General features: G+C 34.3%; 17 protein-coding genes. All 17 read left to right on the top strand.

What is annotated here, in order from left to right; all coding sequences use genetic code 11:
- Positions 1–2 precede the first annotated feature (2 nt).
- The 17 genes from ACIQXI_RS20610 (at position 3) to hpf (ending at position 15,556) form a co-directional block, all read left to right on the top strand.
- Positions 3–242 carry an acyl carrier protein gene (locus ACIQXI_RS20610; protein ID WP_402928215.1) on the top strand — a complete coding sequence of 80 codons (240 nt, stop codon included), beginning with the start codon at positions 3–5 and terminating at the stop codon, positions 240–242.
- A gap of 16 nt (positions 243–258) precedes the next feature.
- Positions 259–1,014: an SDR family NAD(P)-dependent oxidoreductase gene (locus ACIQXI_RS20605; RefSeq protein WP_402928213.1), complete on the top strand. Its 756-nt coding sequence runs from the start codon at positions 259–261 to the stop codon at positions 1,012–1,014.
- Complete coding sequence (locus ACIQXI_RS20600) at positions 1,007–1,837, top strand: transketolase (RefSeq protein WP_402928212.1); 831 nt, start codon at positions 1,007–1,009, stop codon at positions 1,835–1,837. Before ACIQXI_RS20605 ends, ACIQXI_RS20600 begins: the two co-directional genes overlap by 8 nt.
- Complete coding sequence (locus ACIQXI_RS20595; RefSeq protein WP_402928211.1) at positions 1,830–2,801, top strand: transketolase family protein; 972 nt, start codon at positions 1,830–1,832, stop codon at positions 2,799–2,801. Before ACIQXI_RS20600 ends, ACIQXI_RS20595 begins: the two co-directional genes overlap by 8 nt.
- A 57-nt stretch (positions 2,802–2,858) precedes the next feature.
- Complete coding sequence (locus tag ACIQXI_RS20590) at positions 2,859–4,193, top strand: AMP-binding protein (protein ID WP_402928209.1); 1,335 nt, start codon at positions 2,859–2,861, stop codon at positions 4,191–4,193.
- A complete protein-coding gene (locus ACIQXI_RS20585) occupies positions 4,190–5,251 on the top strand; it encodes a LuxE/PaaK family acyltransferase (RefSeq protein ID WP_402928207.1) in 1,062 nt (353 codons plus the stop codon). The genes ACIQXI_RS20590 and ACIQXI_RS20585 overlap by 4 nt, the downstream gene beginning before the upstream one ends.
- Positions 5,248–6,420 carry an acyl-CoA reductase gene (locus ACIQXI_RS20580; protein WP_402928205.1) on the top strand — a complete coding sequence of 391 codons (1,173 nt, stop codon included), beginning with the start codon at positions 5,248–5,250 and terminating at the stop codon, positions 6,418–6,420. Before ACIQXI_RS20585 ends, ACIQXI_RS20580 begins: the two co-directional genes overlap by 4 nt.
- 15 nt (positions 6,421–6,435) lie before the next feature.
- A complete protein-coding gene (locus ACIQXI_RS20575) occupies positions 6,436–7,158 on the top strand; it encodes a cytidylyltransferase domain-containing protein (RefSeq protein WP_402928202.1) in 723 nt (240 codons plus the stop codon).
- Complete coding sequence (pseG, locus tag ACIQXI_RS20570; RefSeq protein WP_402928200.1) at positions 7,158–8,117, top strand: UDP-2,4-diacetamido-2,4,6-trideoxy-beta-L-altropyranose hydrolase; 960 nt, start codon at positions 7,158–7,160, stop codon at positions 8,115–8,117. Before ACIQXI_RS20575 ends, pseG begins: the two co-directional genes overlap by 1 nt.
- On the top strand, positions 8,114–9,160 hold the full coding sequence (pseI, locus tag ACIQXI_RS20565) for a pseudaminic acid synthase (RefSeq protein WP_402928199.1): 1,047 nt from the start codon (positions 8,114–8,116) through the stop codon (positions 9,158–9,160). The genes pseG and pseI overlap by 4 nt, the downstream gene beginning before the upstream one ends.
- A complete protein-coding gene (gene pseC / locus ACIQXI_RS20560; protein WP_402928198.1) occupies positions 9,157–10,311 on the top strand; it encodes a UDP-4-amino-4,6-dideoxy-N-acetyl-beta-L-altrosamine transaminase in 1,155 nt (384 codons plus the stop codon). The genes pseI and pseC overlap by 4 nt, the downstream gene beginning before the upstream one ends.
- Before the next feature lie 225 nt (positions 10,312–10,536).
- Complete coding sequence (flaG, locus tag ACIQXI_RS20555; protein WP_402928195.1) at positions 10,537–10,926, top strand: flagellar protein FlaG; 390 nt, start codon at positions 10,537–10,539, stop codon at positions 10,924–10,926.
- 21 nt (positions 10,927–10,947) lie between these two features.
- Positions 10,948–13,434 carry a flagellar filament capping protein FliD gene (gene fliD / locus ACIQXI_RS20550; RefSeq protein ID WP_402928194.1) on the top strand — a complete coding sequence of 829 codons (2,487 nt, stop codon included), beginning with the start codon at positions 10,948–10,950 and terminating at the stop codon, positions 13,432–13,434.
- Between the two features lie 33 nt (positions 13,435–13,467).
- Positions 13,468–13,827: a flagellar protein FliT gene (gene fliT, locus ACIQXI_RS20545; protein ID WP_402928193.1), complete on the top strand. Its 360-nt coding sequence runs from the start codon at positions 13,468–13,470 to the stop codon at positions 13,825–13,827.
- 74 nt (positions 13,828–13,901) lie between these two features.
- A complete protein-coding gene (gene fliS / locus ACIQXI_RS20540; RefSeq protein ID WP_402928191.1) occupies positions 13,902–14,312 on the top strand; it encodes a flagellar export chaperone FliS in 411 nt (136 codons plus the stop codon).
- A gap of 219 nt (positions 14,313–14,531) precedes the next feature.
- On the top strand, positions 14,532–14,915 hold the full coding sequence (locus tag ACIQXI_RS20535) for a PilZ domain-containing protein (RefSeq protein ID WP_402928189.1): 384 nt from the start codon (positions 14,532–14,534) through the stop codon (positions 14,913–14,915).
- An 89-nt stretch (positions 14,916–15,004) separates the two neighbouring features.
- A complete protein-coding gene (gene hpf, locus ACIQXI_RS20530) occupies positions 15,005–15,556 on the top strand; it encodes a ribosome hibernation-promoting factor, HPF/YfiA family (RefSeq protein WP_402928188.1) in 552 nt (183 codons plus the stop codon).
- Positions 15,557–16,070 lie beyond the last annotated feature (514 nt).

Genomic DNA, 16,070 nt, shown 5'->3' with positions numbered 1-16,070 from the left:
CAATGAATAATTTAAACAAGTATAACAATGTTTTTAAAGAATGTTTTAATGTTACAGAGGACCAGTTAAATGAAACGTTAGTATATAACTCAATTGAAGAGTGGGATTCTGTAGGGCATATGGCAATGGTTGCTGAGCTAGAAGATGTATTCGACATTATGCTTGAAACAGATGATGTAATTGAGTTTAGCTCGTATACAATCGGGATAGAAATTTTAAAGAAATATGATGTTGAAGTATAAGTAGGAGGTAGTTAGTATGCTTTTAAGCGGAAAAGTAGCTGTTATAACAGGATGTAATCGGGGTATTGGAAAAGCCATTACAACTGTATTTGCGAAACAGGGCGCCAATATAATTGCATGTGCTCGAAAAAGTACTGTGGAGTTTGAAAGCTACTTAACTAATCTTCAAAACGAGACAGGTGTTCAAATAACACCTGTCTATTTTGATATTAGTAAGGAAGATGAAGTGAAACTAGCCATAAAAGAAATAAGAAAATTATCTCCTACGATAGACATATTAGTTAACAATGCTGGGATTGCAGGAGATACAATTTATCAAATGACTGCTATGGAAACACTTGAAGAAAAAATGAAAGTCAACTTTTATGGTCCTTTTTTAATGACGCAATATATTGTGAAATTAATGAGAAAAAGTACAGCGGCATCTATTGTAAATATTACATCTATTGCAGCCGATGATAGTTATAAAGGGATGATTTCCTATACGGCAAGTAAAGCTGCATTTAATGCTTTTACTAAAACAATAGCGAATGAACTAGGTAGTGCTAATATTAGGGTAAATGCAATTGCTCCAGGTTTTACAGAAACCGATATGGTATCAAATGCAGTCACAAGCGAAGAATTTTTGACACAACTACAAAGTCATTTAGCTTTAAAACGTTTAGCTAGACCTGAGGAGATTGCAAATAGTGTGTTATTTTTGGCATCTGATTTGTCATCCTATATTACTGGACAAATATTACGAGTAGATGGGGGACTTTTTAATGATTAATGCAAGCATGGTAGAAAAATTAAAGAAACAAGCTAGTCATATGAGAGTAAATGCTTTGAAATTAGCAAATGCTTCAGGGAATAATGCTGCACACGTAGGCCCAGGCTTATCTATCATTGAGATATTAGCTGTTTTATACGGTCACACAATGAATATAAGTAGTGAAAATCTTTTAGATGAAGGTAGAGACCGTTTTTTATTAAGTAAAGAACATGGGGTCTTAGCTTACTATACTGCTTTATATGAAAATGGAATTATCACAAAGGAAGATTTAGCTAGTTTTATGAAAACAGGTAGTGCCTTTTTAGGTCATCCAGTAATGAATCGTGAAAAAGGAATTGAATTTACAAGCGGTAGCTTGGGAATGGGCTTATCATTAGCTATGGGTGTAGCGATGGGTTTAAAACGTAAGCAATTATCAAACCATGTTTATGTATTATTAGGTGATGGTGAGAGTAACGAAGGATCTATTTGGGAAGGATTTTTATCTGCTCCACACTTTAACTTAGATAATTTAACAGTCATTATTGATCGCAACGGTATTCAGCTAGGTGGTAAAACGAAAGATATTTTACCAATGAATCATTTGGAGAAAGTATTAGAAGAGATAGGGTGGGCTGTCTCAACTGTAGATGGGCATGATATTGAGGCATTAATAAACGTATTTGATAGTGTTTCTAATAAACCTAAACTAATAATAGCTAATACTATTAAAGGCAAAGGTGTTTCTTTTATGGAACACAATATTGATTGGCATCATGCTGTCCTAACAGATAAATTATTTAACGAAGCGATAGAAGAGCAGGTGAAAAAATATGAATAGTACATTAAAGAATCATAAAATGTTAGCGCGTTTAGGTCAACGAGGTACATTTGGAATGGTAATGTTAGAGAAAGCCAAAGAAAATGAAGATTTATTGGTGATAACAGCTGATGTATCTATTCCAGCAGGCTTAGATCGTTATAGAAAACAATATCCTGACAAATTTATTGATGTAGGGATTGCTGAACAAAATATGATTGGTATAGGTGCTGGTTTAGCCAGTGAAGGTTTTGATGTATATACAACAACATATGCTCCATTTCATACGCTAAGATGCTTAGAGCAAATTCGAATGGATATTGGTGAAATGAAACACCCAGTAAGGATGGTAGGATTATCTAGTGGTGTAGTATTAAGTATGATAGGTAATATGCATTGTAGTTTTGAGGATATCGCTGTTATTCGTGCTATTCCAAACATAACAATTATTTCGCCTGCAGATTCTTTTGAACTAGTAAAAGTATTAGAAGCTTTGGATAATTACCCTCATCCCGTATATCTTCGATTAACTAGTGGAGCGCCCTCTCCAATTATTTATAAAGAGGATTATAATTTTGAAATCGGAAAAACTATCTCAGTAAAAAATGGCGAAGACATCGTGATATTTGCAACTGGTTCTATTATAAGTGAGGCCATAAAAGCTGCAGAATTATTAGAGTTAGAAGGCATTAAAGCTGAAGTAATTAATGTCCATACTATTAGACCTTTAGATATTGAAGGAATAAAAAAAGATATTAAAGATAAAAAGCTTCTAGTAAGTATGGAAGAGCATGTTATTGCTGGGGGATTAGGTAGTGCTATTTCCGAAGCGATAGCTCTTGAGGTTAAAAAGCCTCCTCACTTAATGTTAGGATTACCTAGTGATTATAGTAAAGCAGGTATATATGAAGAAATGCTAGACCATTTCGGGTTAACTGCTAATAAAGTTGCTAAAAGTATAAAGGAAACATTAAATAATATTTAATTATTTATGGTGTGGTAGATGCTATCACACCTTTTCCTATAAAGAAGGAGCGAGTTTATGAACCTTTTTAATTTAAAAAGTAATGATGTGGCAATTATTACAAATGAACAAACATACGCTTTTTGTGAAATTCCAAAAATTGAATTTCGTAGTACAAATAAAGAGTTAATATTGATTCTATGCCAAAATACAATTGATATTTTAGCTGCTTATATTTCAGCTATGAATAGTAAGCATGCCGTCATGCTGATTGCTGAAGGGATTAATCGTGAATTATTAGCCAACATTATAGATACGTATCAGCCAAAATGGATTATAGGATTAGAGAGTCACGCAGGATATGAAAAAAACGAAAATCAACTATTAAGAACAAAAGAAATAGTTATAAGTATTCATCCAGACCTAGCAATTTTATTAAGTACTTCAGGTACTACCGGTAGTCAAAAGTTTGTCCGTCTTTCCTATGACAATATTAAAGTAAATGCTGAATCAATTATAGATTATCTACAAATTAATCAAAATGAACGTGCGATTATGAATCTACCGCTTTCCTATTCATATGGTATGTCGATCGTGAATAGTCATCTTTTAGCAGGTGCTTCAATTTTATTGACCGATGAAAGTGTAATGGAGAAGTCATTTTGGGAATTTGTAAAAAAACATAAAGCAACTTCAATTGCAGGTGTTCCATTTACATATCAAATGCTACAACGTATCGGTTTTACAAAAATGGATTTACCTTATTTAAAGACAATGACACAAGCTGGCGGACGATTAAATGAAAAGCTAGTAAAGCATTTTGCAGAGTATGCAAAAGAAAAAAATAAAAGATTTTACATAATGTATGGTCAAACTGAAGCTGCACCGCGTATTTCTTATATACCTCACGAAAAAGTATTAGAGAAATCTAGCACAATTGGAATTGCTATTCCTGGTGGTAAACTTTCTATAGATGCAGAAACAGCCGAGTTAATTTATAAAGGTGCTAATGTCATGATGGGGTACGCTGAGAATTTAGCAGACTTAGCAAAAGGCTATGAACATAATGGGTTACTTTATACTGGTGATACAGCAATTGTTGATGAAGATGGTTTCTTTACAATTACAGGTCGTATTAAGCGCTTTATTAAGTTATTTGGTTTGCGTATTAACTTAGATGATGTGGAAAAGAAACTTGAAGAAGAACTACAAATACCTTTAGCTTGCACTGGTTCTGACGATAAATTAATTGTAGCTATTGAGCAAGAAGATTTTGTTGAGCAAGTAAAAGAAGCGCTTGAACGTTTATATAAACTTCATAAAACTGCATTCAAAGTCAAAGTGATTGATGAAATACCGCGTTTTGTTAGTGGCAAAACTGATTATATGAAGCTAAAGGAGAGCTGCTTATGACGTTCCCTTATCATTTATTACAGGCTGAGAAAGAAAGTGAGCTTGTAGTTAAGTTAAATGAACTAACTAGATGGCACACGGAAAACTGCTATGAATATAAATCAATGCTAGAAAAAAGCAACGCATTACTAGAAGCAAGTTGTTTAGAAGAAGTACCTTTTTTACCTGTGCAGTTATTTAAACTAATGAATTTAAAATCGGTTTCACAAGAAAACGTTGTTAAGGTGTTAACGTCCAGTGGGACAACGGGACAGCAAGTATCAAAAATTTATCTCGATAAAGAAACATCGATTGCACAAACAAAAGCTCTTGTAGAAGTGATGAAACCCATTTTAGGTAATAAACGTTTGCCAATGATTCTGTTAGATACGAAATCCGTACTAAAGGATCGTAAATCATTTAGTGCGCGTGGAGCGGGAATTTTAGGGTTCTCGAATTTTGGCCGTAAACACTTTTATGCTTTAAATGATGATATGACATTGGATGTTGAGGGTTTACAAGCATATTTAAAAGAATACGAAGGGCAGCGTATATTACTGTTTGGTTTTACATTTATGATTTGGCAGTACGTTTATAAAGAAATAAGAGATAAAGGGTTAAATATTAATTTTAATAATAGTGTACTGATTCACGGGGGTGGATGGAAAAAGCTTAAGGATGATGCAGTTGATGCTTTAACTTTTAATCATCTTCTTAGTGAGCAACTAAGCATTCAAGAAGTACATAACTATTATGGAATGGTTGAACAGGTTGGCTCAATTTTTGTGGAGTGTAGTAAAGGACATTTACATGCACCGAGCTATGCGGACGTGATTATTCGTAATCCAATTACGTTTGATGTTTTACCTGTAGGGCAACAAGGGTTAATTCAGGTAGTGAGTGAATTACCGAAAAGCTATCCAGGTCATTCTTTATTGACAGAGGATTTAGGCACAATTCTTGGTATTGATGATTGTCCATGTGGATGGAAAGGTAAGTATTTTAGTGTAGTTGGGCGGATTCCGAAGGCAGAATTACGCGGTTGTAGCGATACTTTTCAAGGAGGCGTGCGTTTGTGAAAATATTTTGGCCAAAAAATGTTAATTTTAATGATGCACTATGTAACTTGAATAGTCAAAAAATGAATAAACCTTTTGCAGAAGAAGTCATTGCCTTTACACAAAGTTTATCGAAGCGTTTTGTGCGGATGCGTTCGATGCCCGAAGTTGTAGCGTTAGGTTACTGGCTCCGTAAATCAAATATTAAGCAAATGCAAGCAGAGTTTGAAAAGGCTACTGAGGGAAAAATAGTTCGTGGGCGTGGCACAGCTTTTCATATCGCACCTTCAAATGTGGATACTATTTTCGTTTATTCATGGATGCTGTCACTTCTTGCAGGGAATCGCAACATTATTCGAATTTCAAGCAAAACAGAAATAAATGAGTTATTACAAGTAATCTTAGAAGAATTACCGAATTTTAAATCGGTAGCCGAGCAAATTATAATTTGTACATATGGACATGATGAGAATGCAACGGAAGTGCTTAGTCTAGCATGTCATACACGTGTTATTTGGGGAGGCGATGAAACGATAAAAGCTATTCGTAATATCCCACTTGCGTCAATAGCAAATGAATTAGCATTTCCAGACAGATTCTCATTAGCCATTTTAAATTCCGAAAAAGTTAAGCTGTTAAATAATGAGGCACTAGATACATTACTTGAGCAATTTTATAACGATGTGTTTTGGTTTGACCAAATGGCATGTTCATCACCAAGACTTGTGGTTTGGATAGGCGAGAAAACAGAATCTTTCTGGACGGCATTTGAACGTAAAATCCAGATAAAGCAACATGAGTTATTAGCAGCAACGCAAGTATTAAAGTATTCGACTAGTCTACAATTAGCTGCTGAAAGTTATGTAGAAAAAGTAGCACCTATAACTTACTTTTCACGTATAAAGCTAAATGATGTTCCAGCGAATGTACGTGAACAGCATTGCGGTGGTGGCTTATTTTTTGAGTATGAAGTTGAAAATTTAGTAGACTTAGAACAAACAATAATTGATAAAGATCAAACAATTGCATATTTTGGTTTTGAGAAAACCGAGTTAGTAAAATTAGTTGATACAATTTCAACAAGAGGGATAGATCGGATTGTACCAATTGGGCAAGCACTAAATTTTGATGGTGTTTGGGATGGACAAAGTTTCTTAACATCGTTTACGAGGGAAGTAATAATTTTATAAATGGAGAGTTGAACTATGAAAACAATTGTCATTATACAAGCAAGAATGGGCTCCTCTCGTTTGCCAGGGAAAATTTTAAAACCACTTGGAGATGTAGATGTTTTAAAGTACGATATCGAGCGTTGTCGTGCCATCAAAGGTGTTAACGAGGTTATTGTTGCGACAAGTAAGTTAAAACAAGATGATGCAATTGCAAACTGGTGTGAGAAGCATCAAGTTGCATATTTCAGAGGTTCTGAGGAAGATGTATTAGATCGCTATGTTCAATGTGCAAAACAATACAAACCTGATTATGTAATGCGTGTCACGTCTGATTGCCCTTTTGTTGACTATGAAATGGGCAGTGAAATAGTAGAGTTAATGTTAAAAGAACGTAAAGATATCGTGTTGATTGATGGGCAATTACCTCGTGGATTAGCAGTAGAGCTTATTTCATATGATGCCCTTTTATATATTCATAAAGTAGGGCTAGAATCTCGACATCGTGAGCACGTTACTTATTATGCCTACGAATTTGCTGAAGAGTTTAAATCAGTCACTTATAAAGCACCTGCAAATCGAATTGCACCAGAACTAAGGATTACGCTAGATACAGAAGAAGACTATAAACTCATTTATGAGATAGCGAAGCATTTTAACAACCCTTTAATTTCAAGTGCAAATGTCATTCAATTTTTAAAAGATAATCCTGATATTGCAAAACTAAATGCTCATATCGAGCAAAAGCCGGTGATTTAATGAAAGTCATTATTCGTACAGATGCATCTATTGAAATCGGTAGTGGTCATGTTATGCGATGTTTAACAGTTGCAAAAAATTTGCGTCTGAATGGATGTGAAGTCATCTTTTGGATGCAAGATTTACCTGGCAATCTAATTGATTACGTAAACAGTGAAGGCTTCAGAAATATTTTTGAAGCTGAGCAAGCAGACCTTTATATCATTGATCATTATGGGATTGATAAAGAATGGGAGTCCAAAATACGTGTATTCACAAATAAAATTGCAGTAATTGATGATTTGGCGAACCGTAAACATGATTGTGAGTTACTCCTAGATCAAAATGTATTGCCATATTTTGAATCGCGTTATGATGGTTTAGTGTCTGATACATGTGTAAAACTATTAGGCCCAAAATTTTTAATTATGCGTGATGAATTTATTAATGAAAGACGACTTTTACGCAAGAGACAAGAGAAAATTGAAAATTTACTGGTTTTTATGGGCGGTTCGGATCCAACGAATGAGACGATAAAAATTTTGGAGGCACTTGAGGATTTTCAGTTTAAACGTGTTGATGTAGTTGTTGGTAATGGTAATATTTACAAGAGTCGAATTCGCGAGATTTGTGAAGAGCAAGGGTATTACTATCATTGTCAGATTAATTATATGGCAAAGTTAATGCAACAAGCTGATTTTGCTATTGGTGCTGGTGGAAGTACAACGTGGGAACGTTGTTATGTTGGACTACCCTCATCTAGTACAATTGTTGCAAGTAATCAGATGGAAGGGACAGAATATGTTGCAGAACTTGGATTAGTGATTAATCTGGGGTGGCACAGTGATGTGACATCTGAAACCTACAAACAGTTATTAAAAAATGTAAAGCTTAAAGATATAAGTAAACGAGGGCTTACTCTAACTCAAAATGAGCAACCAAATGCGTGGGTATATAAAATATTGGAGTTGATAAAATGATTAAAATAGCAAATAGAGAAATAGGTCGCCATACGAAGCCATTTATTATTGCAGAAATGTCAGGTAACCATAATCAATCATTGGAAAGAGCATTACATTTAGTAGAACTTGCTGCAGAAGCAGGTGTAGATGCATTAAAATTACAAACATATACACCAGATACAATTACATTAGATGTCCATACAGGTGAGTTTTTCATCCAAGAAGACGGGAATCTTTGGAAAGGTAATTCTTTATATAACTTATATAAAGAGGCGTATACACCTTGGGAATGGCATAAGGAGATTTTTGCAAAAGCGCAAGAACTTGGACTCCTTGCTTTTAGTTCGCCATTTGATGAAACTGCAGTAGATTTTCTGGAAACATTGAATGTACCAGCTTATAAAATTGCTTCATTTGAAAATGTAGATATTCCTTTAATTAGAAAAGTAGCGCGAACAGGTAAACCTATGATTATTTCTACAGGTATGGCGACAGCCGCTGAACTCGATGAGGCTGTTCGTGCTGCTCATGAAGAAGGTAACGATCAAATTATATTACTGAAGTGCACTAGTACATATCCTGCTACACCTGCCAATTCGAACTTAGTAACAATACCGCATTTGAGAGAAATGTTTAATACAGAAATAGGGTTATCAGATCATACTATGGGGGTTGGTGTATCGGTTACCGCAGTTGCACTAGGAGCAACGGTAATAGAAAAGCATTTTACAACATCTCGTGCTGAAGGTGGGGTCGATTCTGCCTTTTCAATGGAACCACATGAATTAAAAATGTTAGTAGAAGAAACAGAGCGAGCATGGCAAAGTTTAGGAAATGTGAGCTATGGACCAACAAATGCTGAAAAGGAATCAGCGAAATTCCGTCGTTCTTTATATATTGGCGAAGATTTAAAAGCTGGCGATATTTTAACTGAACAAAATGTTCGCAACGTTCGACCAGGACTTGGTTTGCCAACGAAGTACTATGATTTAGTAATTGGTAAAGCAATTAAGCAAAACGTAACAAAAGGAACACCATTAAGTTGGGAGTTATTACTATGAGTGATTCACCTCGATTTATCTCATACGGCAGTCAAAGTATAGATGAAGATGATATTCAAGCCGTTATAGAAACTTTGCGTTCGCCTAACTTAACACAAGGGCCGAAAATTGCACAGTTTGAGCAAGCTGTGGCAGATTATGTTGAAGTAAAATACGCAGTAGCATTTTGTAATGGAACAGCAGCTTTACATGGTGCTTGTTACGCAGCTGGAATTGGTGAGGGGGATGAGGTAATTACTTCTCCAATTACTTTTGCTGCAAGTGCAAACTGTGTGCGCTATGTTGGTGGAACAGTTGTTTTTGCGGACATTGATGAACATACTTATAATATTAATCCTGAACAAATCCGATCAAAGATTACATCAAAAACAAAGGCAATTATTCCAGTGGATTTTACTGGTCAACCTGTCGATATAGATGCAATTATGGATATCGCGAGGGAGCATAAACTCGTAGTTATCGAAGATGGTGCTCATTCATTTGGTTCTAGTTATAAAGGGCGTAAGATTGGAACACAGGCTGATATGACAATGTTTAGTTTCCACCCTGTAAAGCCTGTAACAACAGCAGAAGGTGGCGTAATAGTTACAAATAACGAAAATTATTATAAAAAATTATTAAAGTTCCGAAGCCATGGAATTGAGCCAACAGTTTATGCTAAAGAGCAAGGTGATTGGTATTATGAAATGACAGATTTAGGTTATAATTATCGGATGACAGATTTACAGGCAGCCCTAGGTATTTCACAAATGAAAAAGCTTGATCACTTTATTAAGCGGAGACAAGAAATTGCTACAATGTACAATGAAGCATTGAACAATGTTCGTGGAATTACAATACCAAAGCAATTAGAGGAAACTGAATCTGGCTGGCATTTGTATATGATTCAATTAGATGAAGTAAATCGTAAACAAGTATTTGATGCTATGCGAGCAGCAAATATTGGTGTCCATGTGCATTATTTACCTGTTTATTGGCATCCGTATTATCAAAAACTTGGTTATGAGCGTGGATTATGTCCTGTAGCGGAGGAATGGTATGAAAAAGCGTTAACTTTGCCTATACATCCTCGTTTAACTAATGAAGAGATTAACTATATTATTGCTGTATTAAAAGAACAACTAACACTTAAGAAGGATAAATTTGATTAAAAGTGTAGTATCGAATAATACATCTAGCCTAATGAATGTGGTGCTAGTCGTAATAATCAAATTTCAAATAAAATTAAAAAAGTAAAAAAGCTTTTGGTTCAGATTCACTTTTTGAACCAAAGGCTTTTTTACTTAAGTAAAGTAGTTACTTTAAAAAGGTGAAACATTCCTAAAAACTTCCGATACTAAATATAAGAACAAGAAATGTTTAGGAGGTTACATATTATGCGTATTGCAGCTCAAGGTCAATCTACAGATGTAGGAACTGCAACGTCATCTGCATTATCTAAGAAAGCTAGTAAAGAAGAAATTGCGGTGACTACTAGTAAGTCTCAGTTAGTAACGCAAATGCAAGGAGAAAAAATATCAACAGCTGAGGGGCAAGAAATATCTAAAGAGAAGCTGCAAAGCGTGGTAGACACAGTAAATGAGTTTTTACAAATCAATCATAACGCTTCTAAGTTTGTATTACATGACGGGCTAGACCGTTATTTCGTACAGGTTGTAGATACCCAAACAGAAGAAGTCGTAAAAGAAATTCCCCCTAAAAAACTTTTAGATGCATTTTATGAGATGCAAAAGCTATTAGGAATGATTGTAGACGAAAAAATATAAGCAAATGTAGGAGGAAATATAATGGTAAATAGAGTCGGCGGATTAGCCTCAGGAATGGATATTGATGCATTAGTAAAAAAATTAATGACTGCGGAAAAAGTGCCTTTAAATAAGCTATACCAAAAGAAACAAACTTATGAATGGCAACGTGATGCCTATCGTAGTGTGAATACAAAATTAAAAACATTTGATACTTACATTGCTGATAATTTAGTGTTAAAAAGTTTCCTTTCGAAAACAGCAGCTAGCTCAAATTCTAATTTAGTATCTGCTACTGCAACAGGGAGTGCTTCGGGAACACTTTCCATTGAAGGTGTTTCACAATTAGCTACTGCAGCTCGTAAAGTTGGTGATCAAGTAAATGCTGTTGGTACAACGAAAATGTCTGATTTAGGGGCAACAGGAACGATTGAATTTAAAGCGATTCAAAGTAACGGTCAATTAGCAAGTGAAGCTACAAAAATTGACATTACTTCTGATATGACTGTAAATCAGTTTATTAATAAAGTGAACACTAGTAATGCGGGAATTAGCGCGGTTTTTGAAAATGGTCGATTCTCCTTTACTGCCAAAAACACTGGAGATGTTAAAGGCGGAGAGGAAATCCAAGTTACAGGTGGAGTAGACATTTTCAACAAGTTAGGATTTGCTGATCCTAGTAAAGTTCAAACTACAGAAGGTAAAAATGCTATTTTTACTGTTAATGGCATTGCAACAGAAAGAACAACAAATACGTTTACGATTTCTGGTTATAATGTAACTTTAAAAGATACATTCAACGGTGTTCAAACAATTGCAGATAAATATAAAGCTGCTTTGGAAGAATTTAAAAATGCTACTACTAATTTAGCAAATAAACAGGCAAATCTTAATACAAAACAATCAGCTTATGGTGCAAGTGATGTTAATAGCTACACAGCGAACCATGATGCTGCATATAAAGCTGCATTTGGCAGTTCTGCTTTATCATTTACACAACAACAACAATATAACAAAATCGGAACAGCTACTTTAAAAAATCTATCCAATGAGGAAATAGATTTTATTAAGAGTTATTCATCAGTACAAGATATCAAAGATAATATTGATGGAAGCCCTTTAAGTGATGAAAGCAAAGCAAAGTTAAAGGCTTTTGATGACAAAACACTAGATGTTTTATTTTCAAATAAAGATCAATTAACAGATTTTAAAACTCAGGCTGATTACACAACTTATGGTGCAAAATTAAAAGATTTTGATCAAAATGCCATTGATGCACTAAAACGCTTCTCGTACAACAGTAATGATTCAATTGATAAAATTCATAATGATATAGACGATAATACGGAATTTTCACAAAAAGTAAAAGATGCATTAAAATCATTAAGTAAAGATGAGTTAACTAATTTAATTAGTAAGGATAAAGCAACTTTAGAAAGTTATTCAGAAAAAGCTATAGCTGATGATTTAAAACAAAAATATAGCCAATTCGGTGATGCAGGATTAAAAGGTTTGCAAAATGGTACTATAAAAGAAGAGAATTTATCAGATGACCAAAAAAAGATTTGGAATGAGTTAACAGCTGATCAAAAAAGTAAATTTTACGCGCTAGCGGATCAAAATATCCTGCGAAGAGAATACTTAACTGCTGATGCTGAAGAAAAAGCAGCTGTTACACGGTTAAATGAAGCTACTAGTACGCAAAATGCGGCAAAAGCAGATGCTGATGCAGCCGGTATTTTAAAATCTGATGGCAGTATAGATGATACGAAAGTAAATGCCGCACCACAAGCACAAGCAGTGACGATGACATCAACAACAAATGTTGACGATATAATGGCCAAAATTAAAGAATTCGTTACTACTTATAACGGTTTAATAAAAGATTTTACCGATCAAACGAAAGAAACAAAGTATCGTGATTATACGCCATTAACTAGTGAACAAAAAGAAGAGATGTCCGAAAGTGAAATCAAACTTTGGGAAGAAAAAGCAAAGAGCGGTTTACTTCGAGGAGATACTCTTATTCGTGAAGGACTTTCAAGTATGCGCTCATTAGTATATCAATCTAATTCAGGTATTGATTCTAAATATAATACGTTATTTAGTATTGGAATTACGACAACTAAAAACTATAACGATGGCGGCACATTAGAAATTGATGAAACAAAATTACGCAAAGCTTTAGAAGAAGATCCAGATTCAGTTGAAAAGCTATTTAAAAATAGTGAAGGTAAAAAAGAGGATGTAGTAGATGGTAAAACTGTTGATACACGCGGTTATTTAGATAAATTACGTGAATCGATGAAATCTTTAGAAGTTAATATTGAGAAAAAAGCTGGTCGTTCTACAATGACGGACGCTCAATATGCAATTGGGAAAAATCTAATGGATACAGAAAGTCGAATTACTACATGGAAGAGTAAACTAGAGAATATCGAAGCTCGTTACTGGAAACAATTCACGGCAATGGAACAAGCAATTAATAAAGCAAATTCACAATCAAGTATGTTCTCACAAGGTTCTTAATAAGGTTTTACTGAAGCAAGGTAGGGGAAGTTTATGCAACAAATAAATCAACTATTGCAGGCGTCTGCGAATCTCTATAAATTATTAGGTGATATCCCAAAAGGTGAAGATCGTGATGACTATGTGGTTACGATTAATAGTATGTTAGACAAACGTGGAACGATTATCAATAGTTTGAAACAAGAGGGTTTTCATTATGATGAACAAGATCGTGTTCATCGTACCTTGCTAGAATTAGATAATGGCATTAAAGAACGGTTAGCAGCTGTAATGAGCGCAGTAAAGCAAGATATGGCAAACCTTCAAAAAACGAAAAAAAGTGAAGTGCAATATTTTAATCCATATGGCAATGTCCGTGTTATGGACGGTATGTATTACGATAAGAAAAATTAATTTCTCTATTAGCTTTTCTTCATTTAATGGTTTAAAATAGTAAATAAGTAACATCTAAAAGGAGTTGTCCTTTATTGGCAGCAAATTTAACAGCACAAAATGCGTACAAACAAAATAGTGTCACAACTGCTTCACCTGGCGAACTAACATTGATGCTTTATAATGGATGCTTAAAGTTTTTAAATAAAGCTAAACTTGCGATTCAAGAGAAAAATATTCAAGAAAAGAATACAAATTTGATAAAAGCACAAGCAATTATTAGTGAGCTTATGGCGACACTTAATATGGACATTGAAGTGTCGAAAAATATGTTAGCACTTTATGAATATATGAATCGTCGTTTAGTAGAAGCAAATATCCAAAATGATGTTAGCATCATCGAAGAAGTGGAAGGGTTAGTGACGGAATTTCGGGATACTTGGAAAGAAGTTATTCGCATTAATCGACAACAACAGTTCGGTAATGGAAACAACGGACAAGTGTAATAAAAAATTAGAGACCATCGTTTGAAGATGGTCTCTTTTATTTATCATAAATATAAAGTTATTAAGATTATACGATAATCGACAAACTAAACTGTACATATAGTCATAAATTAGGTCATTAAATGGACAAATATGTTACTAATTCCCTCTAGATGGAAATCGTGCGTTCGTGTCATAATCAAGCTAACTATATGTTTGAAAAGTATTGGGGTGGGGAATATGATATTTAAGCGACAAGAAGGCTTTCGATTTAAATTTGATGAGCCTGTACAAATGACCTTTGCGGTATATGAAAATGGCAAAGTGAATCATACACAAACTGCGATGGCTGATTTATTGGATATTAGTCCAAAGGGATTAAAGATGTTTACCGAGGTTGATTTAGGTGTCCATCCTGCGCCTCTTGATTTACGTTTTGTACTGGATACGAGAGAAATTCGCGTATATGGAGAGGTTATTTGGAGCCGTCCATTTGCTAATGGCAAACAATACGGTGTGTACTTTAATAATCAGGGCGCAATTGAGGATTTAATTGTCGATGAGCTGAAAATGCGACGTAAAAAAGAAACAGCTGAAGCCAAACAGAAAAAAATTAATTCGTAAAAATTTTATTGAAAAAAGAATTATTTTAGAGGAATTTCACACACTTGTGTAGAAATAGAATGTATAGCAGTCATAAAGGAGGAGTTTACATGTTAAACTTTAACATTCGTGGTGAAAATATTGAGGTAACTCCAGCTATTCGAGAGTATGTTGAAAATAAAATCGAAAAAGTTGAACGTTACTTTAACGAAGATGTTAACGCCAATGCTAACGTAAATTTAAAGGTTTATAATGACAAGCAAACAAAAGTGGAAGTTACAATTCCAATGAAAAACTTAACACTTCGTGCAGAAGAACGTCATAACGATATGTATGCTGCCATCGATTTAATTGTTGATAAATTAGAGCGACAAATTCGCAAGCATAAAACAAAAGTAAACCGTAAATTCCGTGAGCGTGAAGGTGCAGGACTTTATTTTGCTATAACGCAAGCTGCAGCTGATACTGCGACAGAGGATGAAGAATATTCTATTGTACGAACTAAACAATTTGATCTAAAACCAATGGATCATGAAGAAGCGGTTTTACAGATGAACATGTTAGGCCATGATTTCTACATCTTCACTGATGCTGAATCTAACGGTACAAACATCGTTTACAAACGTAAAGATGGCAAATACGGCTTAATTGAAACAACTTAATGAACTATCAAAGAACCCTCTGTTTCTGAGGGTTCTTTTTTATATTAGAGGGTAGTTAGTTTTAAATAGGTATAAACTTCAATCCTTAACCACGTAAAGAGGTTGGCTTTTCTAATAGAAGTAAGTAAGGTATAGACATCATTTAATGGTTGTATGATTTGCTGGCATACTCACTAGGAAAGTTTTTTCATATTTTTTATTGACTAAACTATAATCAGTATGTTATTATTTAGTCCTGTCGTAAAACACCTATTATATTAATAAATATTAATTTAATTAAGTGTTGACAGACAAAAGGTTATTATGGTATATTGTAATTCCTGTCACTTCGACAGTGAAAAATAACTTAAAAAAAGTTGTTGACTAACATAATGATATTTTGATATAATATTATTACTGTCGCTGAAACACAGCGCGATATGAACCTTGAAAACTGAACAAGCAAAACGTAATCAATATAGTTTCTGAGCTAACTTCGGTTAGCGAACGAAACAAAAATTTTGGACATCAAAAT

The sequence above is a fragment of the Lysinibacillus sp. NPDC097195 genome (assembly GCF_044762075.1).
GTDB lineage: Bacteria > Bacillota > Bacilli > Bacillales_A > Planococcaceae > Lysinibacillus.
Note: the sequence above shows the minus strand (reverse complement) of the source record. Positions and strands in the feature narration are given on the sequence as shown.